This window comes from Pseudomonas sp. FP2309, assembly GCF_030687575.1.
Lineage (GTDB): Bacteria > Pseudomonadota > Gammaproteobacteria > Pseudomonadales > Pseudomonadaceae > Aquipseudomonas.
Window position 1 is genome coordinate 3,585,794 of sequence record NZ_CP117439.1, and the last position, 13,941, is coordinate 3,599,734.

The window sequence follows — 13,941 nt, forward strand, 5'->3', positions numbered from 1 at the left end:
TTCTCACACGGCAGCCCTGGACCTCCTGATGACCGTTGCAAAACACCTGGTGTGGGGCTGCCTATGTTTGGCGGCGAGCCTTGGCCATGCCGAGCCGCTGATCAAACCCACCGCCATTGACTGGCTGTTGGACTGCCCCCTCCCCGCCGCGGAACGCCTGGACCCTGACGTACTGGCGCGCACCCAATGCGGCATCGTGAGCGTACCGCGCGATCATACGGCCCCCGGCCAAGGCAATCGGCGTCTCTACGTGACCCGAGTGGGTGCCCGCGACCCCTTGAGTCGCGAGGGCGTAGTCTTCGCCCAGGCTGGCGACCCGCCACAACGAAACGCAGTGGGCACCTTCGCCATTCAACTGGCCAGCCACTGGGGCGCGTCTTCGGCACAGGCCTATCGCACATTGCTCAACCGCTACGACGTAATTGAGCTCAGCTCGCACGACCTGAGCCAGGACAAGGGCGTTGAACAGGCCGCTCGCGACATGGAGTTCGTCCGCGTCCAACTGGGCGACCCACAACTGCATTACCTGGGCAACGCAGCAGCGACACGCCTGGGTGACCATTACGCCGCGCTGTTTCCCGAGCGCATCGCGCGCATGGTGCTGGTCAACGGCGAGGGCAACAGCCTCAGCGCGCCTCAGGTCGAACAATTGCACCTCAAGGAGCCAACCAGCCCAGGGACCAGCGGCTGTGCAGCCCGATGGATCGGGGTTTTTCTGGCGTACGGCAAACGGCCTCCTGCGTCCATCCGCTGCGTGGATTCAGGTGTGGGGCGATAGATAGAACATCGTTTACGACGCAACCTCACTCAACAGCTGGCAGCCTGCGTGATCTGTGGGTTGGCCGTCCGGGGATAGCGCGGTGCATCCCCCTTCGCTATCGGCCTATAATTCGCGCTTCATTTTTTGTGGTACGGATTGTTTTAGATGGCATTCACAAGGACCGTTGTGGCGAGTGCACTGCTCGCCATCCTGCCAGCCATGGCCTGCAGCGCCGCGCTGGATCTGACTTACACCGCGCCCGCGACTGAGCCCCTGACGACCGAACCGGCGGCGCAGTCCAGCTCGCTGTTCGCGATTCAACCTCCGCCCTCGCTCACGCTCGAATACAGTTGCGAGGGCCCGCAGTGCCAATACGAAACCGATATCGACAAACGCCACGAAGACCAGACGACCCGACGCTGGTCCATCGGTATTCAATAGCCCGTCGCGCGAGAACACCGCTTTATGATCAGTTGGTTCAAGTCGATCCGGCGCAAGCCGTCGCCGCAATCCCTCGCCCAGGTCATCCTGAGTACCCGCCTTTACAAGCGCAGGACGCGGCTGCTGTTGGTGCTGATCATGGTGAGCATCGCCATCAACTACCTGTTGCTGATCTATGAGGTGTTTCAGCCCGCCGACCAGACTAACCCGGCGGTGTATCACCTGATGATCTCCGAGGAGTTCCGCCAGAACACCGACCCGCTGTTCGACAAACTCAAGGCCTACAACCGCGAGCCGAGCCAGGAGCGCCTGGATGCACTGTCCAGTTTTATCGTGCCGGACCGTGGGCATTTATGGATATACGTCAGCCTGAAGTTCCAGCTCGTTCCCCAGGGCGAAAAAGCCGACGGCACACTGCCGCGCTATCGTTACGAACCGCAGATCACCCTGCGACCGGCCTTGTCGGGCCTGTTGCTGTTTGTCCTGCTCGAAATCATTTTGCTGCTGTTGTTGATCTACGCCAGCCTCAAGGAGCCGACGGCCATCGTGGATTTCGAAGAGCGCCAGCTGGCCCGCTTTTTTGACGATGAACCCGACGCCCCCGCGCCTTCGCCGCTCGATACCGTCCGGCATCTGCTCCAGCATTTTCATCGCTTCTGCCTGGCGCTGACCCATCGTCACGATGGCCGCACGGGCCTGTCGGTGCATAACGAATACGATGTGCAGGACCTGTTGCGCGCACTTCTGAGCCTGCATATCGCCGACCTGCGTGCCGAGGAGCCCGTGCCCAGTTGCGCAGGCGCCTCATCGCGCATGGATTTTCTGCTGCACGATCTGCAAGTCGGGGTCGAAGTGAAAATGACCCGCGCGGGGTTGAAGGACAAGCAACTGGGCGAACAGTTGATCATCGACATCGCACGCTATGCCGCACACCCGCGGTGCCGACGGTTGATTTGCTTCGTCTATGATCCCGGCTACTTGATCCGCAATCGCCAGGGTTTAAGCGAGTATGTGCTGCGCCAGGGGCATCAGATCGATGTGGAGCTGATTTTTTCGCCGGCCTGAAGGCTACACTGCGTGGCTGAGCCACTTGCGAGAGATGTATGGATATCGAACTTGCACGCACTTTCCTCGAAATCACCCGCTGCGGCAGCCTTGCCGCCGCGGCCGAGAAATTGCACGTCACCCAGACCGCGATCACCGCACGAGTCAAAAACCTCGAAACCCAGTTGGGCTGCACGCTGTTTGTGCGCAACCGCGCAGGTGCGCGGCTGACCGCCGACGGCGAGGCGTTCGTGGTTTACGCCAATCAGTTGCTGCAAACCTGGGAGGCCGCGCGCCGCGATCTGCCGTTGCCCGACGGCTATTGCAATGTGCTGCACATCGGCGGCGAGGTCAGCCTGTGCAACCCGTTGATGCTCGGTTGGGCCCAGGCCCTGCGCGAACAGATTCCCGGGCACGCCCTGCGCACAGTCGTGCGCGAAGGCGAATACCTGCTGCGCCAACTGGAGCTGGGTGTGCTTGATGCGGCACTGGTGTTCCAGCCGCAATACTGGCCGGGCTTGCAGGTGGAGCAAGTGCTGGAAGAAAAACTGATCCTGGTGCAACTGGTGAGTAACCCGGCCCCATACGTGTACATCGACTGGGGCCCGGGCTTTCGCCAGCAGCACGATGCCGCCCTGCCCGACAAAGCCCGTGCCGCCGTGAGTTTCAATCTGGGGCCGCTGGCCTTGCAGTACATCCTGGAAAACGGCGGCGCCGGTTACTTCCGCACACGGGTGGTCCAGAGCTATCTGGACAGCGGCGTGATGGAGCGTGTAGCCAAGGCGCCGGAATTCAGCTTTCCAACCTACCTGGTGTATTCGCGTGCACGGGACTCAGCGGTGTTGCAACAGGCGTTGGAACTGCTGCGCGGCGTGGTCAAGGCCGACAGTGATTGGTCGCAACGTTGGGACCCGCTGATTTAAGGCGCAACACATCAGGTCACGTTCAAGCACTCGCAGATTCCCGGTTGCCCACTAAGCTCAGCCTCCGGCAACAGCACGCTGAGCTTCTCGCCATGCGCCGCGAAGTGCGGCAGGAAAACAATTTCAAACGCCCCAACCCCCACGATAACCAGGAACCGCCATGAGCACTCGCCCAAAGAAACCGCGCCTGTGCTGTTTGTGTTGCTGCTGGCGGTGGTCGCCTTTCTGCTGCTGATGCCCACCCACGTGCAGCCGGTGAACTGGACACCGCCCAGGGCATGCTGATCAGCGGCCTGCATGACGGGCGCATCATTCGCACCGCGCCCGACAGCCAAACCCTCGACGTACTGGCCAACACCGGCGGACGCCCGCTAGGGCTGGCGCCCAAGCCCATCAAGCGCAAAGGCTTTGTGTTGGAGCTCGATACCGAGGGGAAAGTCATCGCCAATTTGCAGGATGGCAGCGCCGGTAATTATTCGCCGGTCACCACCGCGTGCGAGTATGGCGACCGGCTGTACCTGGGCTCCTTGAAGAACACCAGCATGGCGCGCTTGCCGTTGGCGGTGGCACTGGCGCCATAACGCAAAAAGGGCATACAGGCGCGCGGCCTGTATGCCCTTAAGGTCAAAGAAAATCGCCCGTTAAGCCTTGGTGCTGCTCAACAAGGTCTGGTTGCACAGGTGACCGAAGCTGACGTAAGGCACATTGTCGCCGCCCACGCCGATCCCCGGATATTCCAGTACTTCCATGCGCCACACACCGTAGTTGAAGGTGGTACGCCAGGTGTTGTTGTAGCCCTGGGAGTAATGCACAAAGGTGGTCTGGAAATCACCGGAGCAGGTGCCCACGTTGATCGTACCGGCCGCTTCGCCGGCACTGTCGGTTGCCGCCGAATACGCCTTGTAGACGATGTTGCCGGTATCGGGGTTGATGTGCTGATCGAGATACACAATCGGGTGCAACCCCACCAGCGGCGCGCCGGTGCTGTCCGACAGGTTCATGGTCCAGGTCAGGTTTCGATAGGCCTGGGTGGTCATGTAACCGTAGCCCACATCGGACGCGGAATACGGGATGCGAATCACGCTCGGCTCGCCCTTCACGTCCGAGGTGTTGATGCGCGGGTTGGAACCCAAAGACAGGTTGTATTTTCCCGTCGCGCTCCACGCGTCACCAGGGTTGGGCCGCACACGCACCTTCACCACCCCGCCCACACCGGGGCTTGGGACAGAGGTGGATTTGAGTGCAGGGTCCACCTGCGCCCATTGGCTGCCATCCCATCGTTCCAGGATCCACTTGTTGCGCGTGCTGCCGCTGGCCGCATCGGGCGTCAAGGCAATACCCACGCTTTGGCCGCGCACTGCGGTGAAGTCGAAGTAATCCACATCATTGACGCTGTCCGCGTTGCCCTGGAGGTAGTTCAGCGTGTCCGGCAGTTGGAACGCGGTATCCGGGGTGTCATTGGGTTCGAACGCATCGATGTTGGCATCCACCGCCACGCCGAACTGGAAGCTCGAGCCCTGGACTGCCGCATTGGCTTCCATGAACCAGTAGTAATCACCGGCCGGCAGCACGCCTTCGAGGCTTTCATCGCCCGTGCCCGGATTGTCGGAGGTGCCCAGTGGAATCGGGTTGCCTTGACCATCGTCCTGGAACAGGGTCAACGCCATGTTGGTGCCGGCGGTCTGGCCGACCAACAGCGCATTGATCCGGGCCTTGCTCGGCAGGTTGAAGTGGTAGCACAGCAAATCGCCGGTCTGCACGCCGTTGATGGTGTACAGCTGGTTCACATCCAGCGTGGTTTCGCAGCCTTGAACCAACGCTGCCTGCACCGCCGTCGCCGACTGTGCGCTGGGCTTCTTGACCTGGGTCACGGGAGCTTGCGCGGGATGGTCCACCACCACCGAGTCAGCCTTGGCTTTCACGGCGGGCTGCGACTTTTTGAGTTGAGCACCCGCGCGCAGTTGCTGTTTGAGCCCCGCCGGCGCCTTTGTCGACTGGACGTTGCCAGCAGCTTTCAGGCTTTGTTTGATCGAAGGTTGGGCCGCTTGCGCCGCCAGATGAGGGTATTGCTCGGCCAGGGCAAAGGCCGACACGAAGCAGGAGGCCGCCACGGCTGCGCCCAGCATAAAGGCTTTTTTAGATTTCATTTTTTATCCATCCATAGTTAAAAAGTGAAGGTCAGGTGACATCCGGTCACCTGGGATGGAATCTAGCTAAATACTGTATGCATGTCCAGTGTTTTATGTAGGAAATTTCCTCGCACCTAATACCCCGTCATCTCCAGATACCCCACTCCCCCCTCAAATCGCACCGGCCCTTCCCAGTAAGGAATACTCAGGTTCATCCAGGCGTTCGGGTTGACGGCTTCGGTGGTGATATCCAACTGCTTGGCCGGAATTTTCAGCGACCAGCGCGTTGGAACCGTGCGTCCGTCAATGGCCGTGGTTGCCAGCGGAGCCAGTTGGATGTCGGCGTTGTGCAGGGTCTCGGTGCGGCCCTGGCGGTCGATCCAGGTGCCGGTGAGATAGCCGCCGCCGTCCTGCTGCCGCACGCGAAACAGCATCAGTCGCTCACCATCGTCCAGGTGCAGGGAGAACCAGTCCCAGCCGGTCTGCTGGCTGCTCAGCGGCTGGCTGCTCCACTCGCGGTCGAGCCAGGCCGGGCCGCTGACTTGATAGGTGTGGCCATCGATGCTCACGCTGCCGCTCGCGGTAAAAAACGGCTGGCTGTAGTAGTACGAGGCCTGGCCCTGATCGGACTTTCGGCTGTAGCCGTTGTCGCCCTGCAACACCAACGGACGCTGGGAGGTCAGGTGCAAGTCGTAGGCGAATGACTTGCCGCTGGCGTTGAGTTGCATGTCCGCCAACGCATCCGTCGCCCCAGGACGGGTGGTGAAATTCCAGTCGTCGATCCAGGCACTGAACGGCGCCGCCTGGGCCCCGGCCTGGCCAACGCCGCCACGGGCCAGGCGTTCGGCGGCGTAGTGCCGGTTGGCGGAGGTGACCGCCGCGTGGCCGAGCCAGACCGTCGAGTCCTGCCAACCGGCCTGCGTCGGCCCGGCCTTGAGGGCGTTGCGAAACAGCGTCCATTGCACGCCAAACACGTTGCCCTGGGCATCCTTGAGATTGGCGGTGACGTACCACCATTCGATCCGAAAGCCCTCGTGAGGGCCGTGGTCGTCGGGGAAACGAAAGACCTTGCCCGGCACCACCTGGGCAAAATCCGCCGCCTCACTGCCCAGGCCGGCGAAACTCGCCTGCGGCGCGGGGGCCTTGTCACAGGCGCTCAACAGCCATAACGCACACATCAGCAGCTTAATCTTCATGGGCGAAGGTCCGAAGCAAGTCCGTGGGCTGGCTGCGGTACAGCTGCCACAAGGGCCAGGCCGAGGCCAATAACGTGGCCAGCAGCGCCAGCCCCAGCAGCTGCGCCAACTGCCACGGGAACACCTGCAACGGCAGACGCCAGCCAAAGGCCTGCACGTTGATCACCGCGTCCAGACACCACGCCAGCAGCAAGCCCAGCGGCACCGCCAACAGCAGCGTGAGCACCGCCAACAGCCAGGTCTGGCCCAGGTTCAACAGCATCAATTGCCGGCGTGTCACGCCCAACGCCCACAGCGGCGCCAGTTGCCCGAGGCGGCTCTGGCTTTGCGTGAGCAGGCTGATGAACAACGCCACACCGGCCACGCCCAAGGTCAGGCTGTTGAGGGCGGCGGTGGCGGCGAAGGTGCGTTCGAACACCTGGCTCGACCAGCCTTTGAGTTGCTGTTGATCGACGATACGGCTGTCCGTCAGGGCAAATACCCGCTGCACCTCGCGCACCAGCGGCGCAACATCGGGCGGTGCGACACGCAGGTTGAAACGTGCCGGCGAGAGCGTCGGCCAGTGCTTGAGCAGGTGCTGCGAATTGACCAGCACGTGACCCTTGGGGTTGCCATAGTCGGCATAGATGCCAACCACCGTGGGTGACCACACACCCTGCGGCGTCGGGACACCCACCGCATCCCCCAGTTTCACCGCGAGCCGCCGCGCCAACTGTTCGCTGAGCATCAGCGTGTCGCCGTGCTGCAACTGGTCCCACGGTGCATCAACCGCCTCCAGCAACGGCCAATGCTCGCGGTAGGTCGGGTCGTCGACCACGCCGAACAGGTCCGCCGGCCAGCCCTGCACCTGCACCGCGACCTGCCAGGTGGGCAGCACGGCGCGCACCAGGGGTTGTTGCGCCAGCCATTGGCTGAGCTGGTCGGCCTGGGCCGATGTCTGGGGGTTGAGGTACAGCTCGGCAGTGAGGCGTTGCTCCAACCAGTTGTTGAAGGTGTGGCGAAAACCGGAGGTCATGGAGCCGGCGCCGATGTTGGCGGCCAACGCCAGCAGCAAGGCCATCAGGGCCAAACTCAGGGCCGGTAACTGTTGCCGGCAATCGGCGAGAAACCATTGGCCCAGCACCGAGCGACTGCGTCCCAGCACGACCTTGAGCAAGCCGTTGAGCAACACCGGCAAGCCCAGCGCCGCACCGAGCAGCAAGGCGCCCATCAACACAAAACCCGCCGCCAGGCTGTCACCCAGCCCCAATGCCAACAGTGCGATCAGCAACGCACCGCCGGCCACCCAACCCTGGCGCCGCAGCCAACGGCCGTGGGCCTCATGCCAGGCCTGGGCATTGGCCAGCGCCAGCAACGGTAAACGCGCCGCCCGCCACAGGCTGCTGGCACCGGCGAGCAGGGCCCCAAGCAGGCTCAAGCCCAGCCCCGCCAGCCACCACCACGGGCTCAGGCTCAGTTGCCCCGGCACTTCGGCGCCGTACAGGCCGCGCAAGCTGGCCGCCACATCCGGCAGCAACAGGCTGGCCAGCACGTAACCGCTGGCGACACCCAGTGCGCCGCCCAGCAGTGACAACGCGCCCAGCTCCACGCCCAGGCTGAAGATCAACAGCCGCGCACTGACGCCACAGGCACGCAAGGTGCGCAATAACCCGCGACGTTGCTCCAGCGCCAGGCCGATGGCGGCGTGCACGATGAACAGCCCCACCACAAACGACAGGAACCCAAGGGCATCGAGGTTCAGGTGAAAGCTCTCGGTAAGGCGTGCCAGGTTATTGTCCTCGGCCTGGTGCAGTTGCAGCGTGACAGGAGGCTTGGGGTCGCCGGCGGCGAAGGCCTTGTCCACCAGCAGGCGCGACAGCTGCCCCTGCATCCCGAGCAGCGGTTGGGCGAAACCGATATCGGTGAGCAGTAAACCGGGCGCCATGTCCGGCTGCGCGTGCAGCGGCGGCAGGCGCTGACCGTCGACTGTCTGCGGCTGCTGCCCCTCCTGCAAACCCAGCGCCTGCAGGGTTTGAGGCGCGATCCAGGTGCGCCCTGGCGGGTCAAAGAAGGCGAGCAGTTGCGCCTGGCTCAACTGCTTCCCCGCCACCGCCCCGCCACCCGGCAGTGACAGCGGCTCGATGCCCATCAATTGCAGGCGTACGTCCTCACGCCCCGTGAGCTGCACCCGCCCCTGCACCACCGGCGACACCGGCCAGCCGGCGCGGCGCAGTTGGGCGAACAGCCCCTGGGGGACGCTGGCACCGTCCGGCGCACTCAGGCTGGCCTGGGCTTCGCCGCCGATCAACTGGCTGGCGCGGGCATAACTGTCGCGCGCCTGGCTGTTCAGCGCCTGCACCCCTGTCAACAGCGCAGTGGCCAGCCACAGGCCGGTGAGCACACTGAAAAACTGTACGGGATGACGTCGCCAATGGCTGAGCAAAGCGCGCAACGTCCAATAAAACACGGCCATGTCAGCGCGCATCCGCCGACACGATAAGGCCGTGGTGCAACGCCACCTGCCGGTCCAGCCGCGCGGCGATGCGCGGGCTGTGGGTGACCATCAACAGGCTGGTGGGGCTGTCACGCAGCAAGTCCAGCAGCAGTTGCAGCACCTCGTCGCTGGTGGCTTCGTCAAGGTTGCCGGTGGGCTCGTCCGCCAACAACAGGGCAGGCCTGGACGCCAGCGCCCGGCCCACCGCGACCCGCTGTTGCTGGCCGCCCGACAGTTGCTCCGGGTAACGCTTGAGCACGTCGCCCAGGCCCAGGCGCTCCACCAACTGCGCCTGCCAGTGCGGATCAAAGCGCCCCGCCAGCCGAGCCTGGAACGCCAGGTTGTCGTCGACGCGCAAGCTGCCGATCAGGTTGAACTGCTGGAACACCAGGCCGATCTCGGTCCGCCGCCAGTGCGCCAGTTGCGCCTCGCTCAGTTGATCGAGGCGCTGCCCGCTCACCTCAATACTGCCGCGATCGACCCGATCGAGCCCGGCCACCAGGTGCAACAGCGTGCTCTTGCCACTGCCCGACTCACCCATCAATGCCAGGCTGCTGCGCTGCGCCAGGTGCACATCCACCCCCGCCAGCACCGCCAAAGGGCCTTGGGGCGTGGCATAGCTTTTGAAGACACCTTGCACCTGCAACATGGGAAGACTCGTTTGATGGGTGGCAATCGAGGATAACGGCTACCGGTTGAAACCACGCGAATTTTTCACATGGATTTCACCGGCTGCCCACCCGCCCCTCTTTAAATTACCGGCCAAGCGTTACGCCCGGGCAACTTGTTAGTTGCCGTGCCTGGCAACTTTTAACCGCCACATGTTCAGCGAAAAGACAGCGGCCCTGTGACAGCCTCTCGCTTCACTTCGGGTACTCGCCGACACGTTGCACCTAACTAATTACAACACTGCCGACAGTGAACATGGTGAATGAAGTGGTTGACCTTACCCTGACTAAACCACGCTCGCGCCGCGCCTGGATCAAGCGCCCCCGACTGCGCTGGATAGGTGCAGGCGTGACGGCGTTATTGCTCGGCTGTGTACTCTTCTGGCCGGTATCGCCAAGGGACCTGGGCGTCGGCGACCGCCTGTTGAGTTCCCAAGTGCTGCCTCTGTGGCGCGACGGCGAGATCATCGTGCTGGTGCGCCATGAAGAGCGCTGCGACCGCTCGACCAACCCCTGCCTGGGCCCGGTCGAAGGCCTCACCATCAACGGCAGCCAACACGCAGAAAAACTCGGCAACGCCTTTAAATCTTTGGGCATGGCCGAGAGCGACGTACTCGCCAGCCCCGCCATTCGTACCGCCCAAACCTTGCGCTTTATGTTCGGTAAACATGAGCTGACCTCGGGCGAAAGAGCGGTCTGCGGCGCGGCCATGGGCGAAGAACTGCTGCGCTACAAACAGCCGGGGCGCAACCTGGTGTTCGTCACCCACAGCGGCTGCATCGCCGACTTCGAAACAACCCAGGGTTTCCCGCATGCCGCGTTCCCCGAATACGGCAGCTCGCTGTTCGTGCAGGTATTGCCCAACGGCAAACTCAAAATCCTGGGCCTTGTGAACAACCCGGACTGGCCGGCCGCGCTCAAGCAAATCTAAGCACTCTCCTCGGCCGCCACGACTGACTGTTCAGCCAAAAGACAGCCATGTTCTGGCATGTTGAGTTGCGCCTTTTAATTAAGGACGTCGTCTACATGTTCTGCAACTTAGTGAATCCCGTGACCTTTTCAGCGACTGCCTTTTTAGTTCGTCACTTATTAATTAAACGTCAAGGAGCGACGTTTTCATGATTCGTTTGAACCGCCTGCACCTGCTGTTGCTCGCCTTCGCTGCGTTTTATCTATTGCCGTTGGGCCTGCACGGTTTGTGGATCCCGGATGAAACGCGCTACGCCCAAATCAGCCAGGAGATGCTCCAGACGGGCAACTGGGTCTCGCCGCACTTCATGGGCATCCGCTATTTCGAAAAACCCGCCGCCGGGTACTGGTTGATCGCCCTGGGCCAAGCGGTGTTCGGCCAGAACCTGTTCGGTGTACGCATCGCATCGGCCCTGACCACGGGCTTAAGCGTGCTGCTGGCCTACCTCATCGCTCGCCGCCTGTGGAACGACCCTCGCAAGAGCTTCGCCTGCGCCCTGCTCTACTTGAGTTTTGGCCTGGTGGCGGGGCAGGCGGGTTATTCCAACCTCGATCCGCCGTTCACGCTTTGGGTCAACCTGAGCCTGGTGGCGCTGTGGTTTGCCCTCGACAGCAACAGCCCGCGCAGCCGTCTCGGCGCCTGGGCGGCGGTGGGCTTTGCCTGCGCCATGGGTTTTATGACCAAGGGGTTTCTGGCCTGGGCGCTGCCGGTGCTGATTGCCGTGCCGTACGTACTTTGGCAACGGCGCCTGGCTGACCTGCTGCGGTATGGCCCCGTGGCGATCGGTGTCGCGGTGTTGGTGTGCTTGCCCTGGGTGCTGGCGATCCACGCCAGGGAACCGGACTTCTGGCGCTTCTTTTTCTGGAACGAACACATTCGCCGCTTCAGCGCCGCCGACGCGCAACACGTGCGGCCATGGTGGTTCTTCCTGCCGATTATCGCCGTGGCGTGCCTGCCGTGGACCGGTCTGCTGCCTGCAACCCTGCGCAAAACCTGGCGAGAAAAACGCCAGCCGGCAATCGGCTTCCTGGCCCTGTGGCTGCTGCTGCCCCTGGGGTTGTTCAGCCTGAGCAACGGCAAGCTGCCCACCTACATCATGCCGTGCCTGTTGCCCCTGGCGTTGTTGATGGGCCATACCCTGAGTGACCTGCTGCGCGACGGTCGCGCACGCACGATTTGCCTCAATGGTCTGCTCAATTTCGCCATCGGCATGCTGGCGATGATCGGCCTGATCTACCTGCAAATCGCCAGGCCGCTCTACAGCAACAGCCACGCCGAGATGTTCAACCTGTCGCTGGCGTTTATCGTGCTGCTGGTGTGGATCCTTACCCACCTGCTGCAAGCGTTTCGACCACTCACGTTGTGGGCCATGCCGGCGCTGGGCATCGGTGTGCTGGTGATCCTGCTGCCCGCGAGCATGCCGGCGCAGATCGCTGATAACCAAATGCCCGACCAGTTCGTGCTGGAACACTTGCAGGAACTGCAGCAAACACACGCCCTGTTAAGCAATGAGCTGGCCAGTGCCAGCGCCTTGGCCTGGCGCCTGCAACGCCCCGACGTGGCGCTGTATGACACCGAGGGCGAGCTGCGCTATGGCTTGCAGTACGCCGGTAGCGTCAGACGCAAAGTCGAGCTGGAACAGGTGCAAAACTGGCTCACCGATGCCCGCCGGCACGGCGCCGTCGGCGTGCTGTTGCGCGTGAGCAGCACCAGCGAAATGCGCGAGGCCGGGCAACTGCCGCTCGGCGGCAAACGCTATAAGAAAGGCTCCCTGCAATTGATCCTCTACCCGCAGTTGCCATGATGCGGCCTTTCTGGAACACCCAACGCGGCGCCCTGCTTTTATTGCTGAGTGTCACGGCCGTGCTGTTGCTCACGGGCCTGGGCGCACGTGACCTGTGGGGCCCTGAAACCCGCTGGGCGAACATCGCCTTGCAGATGTTGCAAAGCGGCGATTACTTCGACCCGTACCTCAAAGGCGTGCCGTATTACGACAAACCCCTGCCCTCCTATTGGCTGATCACCGCCACGGCGCACCTGATGGGCGGCCTTGGTCCATGGTCACTGCGCTTGCCGTCGGTAATTGCCGCGTGGCTGAGCGTGTGGCTGATCTACTTGCTGGGCGAACGCCTGTTTCACAAAGGCACCGGGCTGATTGCAGGGTGGATGCTCGCGACCACCTTCTACTTTTTGTTCTGGGCACGCGTGGCCACCGCGGATGTGCTGACCGTCTGCGGCGTGCTGGCGGCGGTGTGGTGGTATTGGCGTGGGCCGGATGACACACGGCTGGGACGCTATACGGTGTTTTTCCTGTTGCTCGCACTGACCTCGCTGCTCAAGGGGTTGATCGGTTTTGTGCTACCGGCCCTGGTGCTGCTGCCGCACCTGCTGAGCGAGCAGCGTTACAGGCGCCACCTCAACCTGCGGCTGTTACTGGCACTGCTGATTGCCGGCGCGGTGTATGCCGTTCCGTTCGTGTTATCCCATGTCTACGGCGCCGCAACCTATGGTGCAAGCGGACTGGCGCTGGTGTTCCGGGAAAACGTGGTGCGCTTTTTCGACCCCTTCGACCATATGGGCCCGATCTACACCTACCTGATCTACCTCCCCGCCTACACCCTGCCCTGGACACCCTGCTGGCTGCTGGGTCTGTGGCTGGCCGTACGCAATTGGCGCCACACCCCGCCCAACGTGCGGTGGCTGGTCGCAGGCCTGGGCCTGCTCTTTGTGTTCTTCACCGCCAGCGGCAGCCGACGCAGCTACTACGTGCTGCCGTTAGTGCCCTTTGCCCAACTGCTGGCGGCGTGGTGGTTGAGTGAGCGACTGAGGAACAATCCCGCCCGTTGGCCGCGTTGGAGGAACGGGTTCGGCATCGCTGCCGCGCTCATGCTGTTGATAGTGGGCGTGGCTTATCCCTGGTCCAACGGCAACGGCGGTGTGACCCGGTTCGCCGAAGACGTGCGCGCGCAGGCAGAAAAAAGCGCGCCCTGGCAACAATGGCAACTGGTGCTGGTAGAGGTCGACAACAAAGCCCCGATGTACCTGCAAAACGCCGGCAAGCCGTTCTACTACGTGGCCCAGACCCAGGACTTCCCGCGCCAAGGCACCCGCGAGGCGTTCATGGCCTGGCTGGAAAAAACCAGCGGCCAGCGCTTCGACCCGCAGCGCACGATAATCGTCGCGCCCTTTTCCAAGGACGACCCGACACCACTGGCGTACCTGGGTGCCGGCAATAAGGTGATCACCACCGGGCCGGATAATGGCGAGCGCTTGTTTCACAAACGTGATGAGGGAAGTGTGGCGTTTGTACCGACGCCGCCTTGACGCGCGGCGCGCG

Annotated in this window: 12 protein-coding genes and 1 pseudogene; 8 read left to right on the forward strand and 5 right to left on the reverse strand. The window is 62.8% G+C overall.

Translation table 11 applies throughout. The features are described from left to right. The first annotated feature begins 28 nt into the window (after nucleotides 1-28). The 4 genes from PSH59_RS16325 to PSH59_RS16340 all read left to right on the forward strand — a co-directional run bounded on the left by PSH59_RS16325 (nucleotide 29) and on the right by PSH59_RS16340 (nucleotide 3,168). The gene (locus PSH59_RS16325; RefSeq protein ID WP_305393197.1) at nucleotides 29-778 is read left to right on the forward strand and encodes an alpha/beta fold hydrolase; all 750 of its coding nucleotides are present in this window, start codon (nucleotides 29-31) and stop codon (nucleotides 776-778) included. Between the two features lie 147 nt (nucleotides 779-925). Then, complete coding sequence (locus PSH59_RS16330; RefSeq protein ID WP_305393198.1) at nucleotides 926-1,201, forward strand: hypothetical protein; 276 nt, start codon at nucleotides 926-928, stop codon at nucleotides 1,199-1,201. 24 nt (nucleotides 1,202-1,225) lie between these two features. Beyond that, complete coding sequence (locus tag PSH59_RS16335; RefSeq protein ID WP_305393199.1) at nucleotides 1,226-2,266, forward strand: hypothetical protein; 1,041 nt, start codon at nucleotides 1,226-1,228, stop codon at nucleotides 2,264-2,266. Nucleotides 2,267-2,304: 38 nt separating this feature from the next. After that, nucleotides 2,305-3,168, forward strand: a complete 864-nt coding sequence (locus PSH59_RS16340; protein ID WP_248079737.1) for a LysR family transcriptional regulator — start codon at nucleotides 2,305-2,307, stop codon at nucleotides 3,166-3,168. Between the two features lie 11 nt (nucleotides 3,169-3,179). Here the strand turns inward: PSH59_RS16340 and PSH59_RS16345 are convergent, their stop codons facing one another. After that, on the reverse strand, nucleotides 3,180-3,467 hold the full coding sequence (locus tag PSH59_RS16345; RefSeq protein WP_305393200.1) for a hypothetical protein: 288 nt from the start codon (nucleotides 3,465-3,467) through the stop codon (nucleotides 3,180-3,182). An 81-nt stretch (nucleotides 3,468-3,548) separates the two neighbouring features. Here PSH59_RS16345 and PSH59_RS16350 point away from each other — a divergent pair. Next, nucleotides 3,549-3,749: pseudogene (locus PSH59_RS16350) on the forward strand (SMP-30/gluconolactonase/LRE family protein); the annotation flags it as partial. Nucleotides 3,750-3,809: 60 nt separating this feature from the next. Here PSH59_RS16350 and PSH59_RS16355 read toward each other — a convergent pair. The 4 genes from PSH59_RS16355 to PSH59_RS16370 all read right to left on the reverse strand — a co-directional run bounded on the left by PSH59_RS16355 (nucleotide 3,810) and on the right by PSH59_RS16370 (nucleotide 9,615). Then, the gene (locus PSH59_RS16355) at nucleotides 3,810-5,315 is read right to left on the reverse strand and encodes a hypothetical protein (RefSeq protein ID WP_305393201.1); all 1,506 of its coding nucleotides are present in this window, start codon (nucleotides 5,313-5,315) and stop codon (nucleotides 3,810-3,812) included. A gap of 116 nt (nucleotides 5,316-5,431) precedes the next feature. Further along, the gene (locus PSH59_RS16360; RefSeq protein ID WP_248079741.1) at nucleotides 5,432-6,493 is read right to left on the reverse strand and encodes a lipocalin-like domain-containing protein; all 1,062 of its coding nucleotides are present in this window, start codon (nucleotides 6,491-6,493) and stop codon (nucleotides 5,432-5,434) included. Further along, on the reverse strand, nucleotides 6,483-8,945 hold the full coding sequence (locus tag PSH59_RS16365) for an ABC transporter permease (RefSeq protein WP_305393202.1): 2,463 nt from the start codon (nucleotides 8,943-8,945) through the stop codon (nucleotides 6,483-6,485). The genes PSH59_RS16360 and PSH59_RS16365 overlap by 11 nt, the downstream gene beginning before the upstream one ends. Before the next feature lies 1 nt (nucleotide 8,946). Beyond that, nucleotides 8,947-9,615, reverse strand: a complete 669-nt coding sequence (locus PSH59_RS16370; RefSeq protein WP_305393203.1) for an ABC transporter ATP-binding protein — start codon at nucleotides 9,613-9,615, stop codon at nucleotides 8,947-8,949. 275 nt (nucleotides 9,616-9,890) lie between these two features. On the opposite strand from PSH59_RS16370, the gene PSH59_RS16375 reads away from it, so the two are divergent. The 3 genes from PSH59_RS16375 to PSH59_RS16385 all read left to right on the forward strand — a co-directional run bounded on the left by PSH59_RS16375 (nucleotide 9,891) and on the right by PSH59_RS16385 (nucleotide 13,928). Further along, complete coding sequence (locus tag PSH59_RS16375; protein ID WP_305393204.1) at nucleotides 9,891-10,565, forward strand: histidine phosphatase family protein; 675 nt, start codon at nucleotides 9,891-9,893, stop codon at nucleotides 10,563-10,565. 187 nt (nucleotides 10,566-10,752) lie between these two features. Next, complete coding sequence (gene arnT, locus PSH59_RS16380) at nucleotides 10,753-12,408, forward strand: lipid IV(A) 4-amino-4-deoxy-L-arabinosyltransferase (protein WP_305393205.1); 1,656 nt, start codon at nucleotides 10,753-10,755, stop codon at nucleotides 12,406-12,408. Then, nucleotides 12,408-13,928 (forward strand): glycosyltransferase family 39 protein, encoded by a 1,521-nt coding sequence (locus tag PSH59_RS16385; RefSeq protein ID WP_248079772.1) that lies wholly within the window; start codon nucleotides 12,408-12,410, stop codon nucleotides 13,926-13,928. The genes arnT and PSH59_RS16385 overlap by 1 nt, the downstream gene beginning before the upstream one ends. Nucleotides 13,929-13,941: the final 13 nt, after the last annotated feature.

Bases quoted from the DNA above. Each gene is read 5' to 3' on its own strand.
- PSH59_RS16355 (WP_305393201.1), bottom strand. From the start codon at position 5,315: ATGAAATCTAAAAAAGCCTTTATGCTGGGCGCAGCCGTGGCGGCCTCC.
- PSH59_RS16330 (WP_305393198.1), top strand. From the start codon at position 926: ATGGCATTCACAAGGACCGTTGTGGCGAGTGCACTGCTCGCCATCCTG.
- PSH59_RS16375 (WP_305393204.1), top strand. From the start codon at position 9,891: ATGGTGAATGAAGTGGTTGACCTTACCCTGACTAAACCACGCTCGCGC.
- PSH59_RS16360 (WP_248079741.1), bottom strand. From the start codon at position 6,493: ATGAAGATTAAGCTGCTGATGTGTGCGTTATGGCTGTTGAGCGCCTGT.
- PSH59_RS16370 (WP_305393203.1), bottom strand. From the start codon at position 9,615: ATGTTGCAGGTGCAAGGTGTCTTCAAAAGCTATGCCACGCCCCAAGGC.
- PSH59_RS16365 (WP_305393202.1), bottom strand. From the start codon at position 8,945: ATGGCCGTGTTTTATTGGACGTTGCGCGCTTTGCTCAGCCATTGGCGA.
- PSH59_RS16340 (WP_248079737.1), top strand. From the start codon at position 2,305: ATGGATATCGAACTTGCACGCACTTTCCTCGAAATCACCCGCTGCGGC.
- arnT (WP_305393205.1), top strand. From the start codon at position 10,753: ATGATTCGTTTGAACCGCCTGCACCTGCTGTTGCTCGCCTTCGCTGCG.
- PSH59_RS16325 (WP_305393197.1), top strand. From the start codon at position 29: ATGACCGTTGCAAAACACCTGGTGTGGGGCTGCCTATGTTTGGCGGCG.
- PSH59_RS16345 (WP_305393200.1), bottom strand. From the start codon at position 3,467: ATGCAGGCCGCTGATCAGCATGCCCTGGGCGGTGTCCAGTTCACCGGC.
- PSH59_RS16335 (WP_305393199.1), top strand. From the start codon at position 1,226: ATGATCAGTTGGTTCAAGTCGATCCGGCGCAAGCCGTCGCCGCAATCC.
- PSH59_RS16385 (WP_248079772.1), top strand. From the start codon at position 12,408: ATGCGGCCTTTCTGGAACACCCAACGCGGCGCCCTGCTTTTATTGCTG.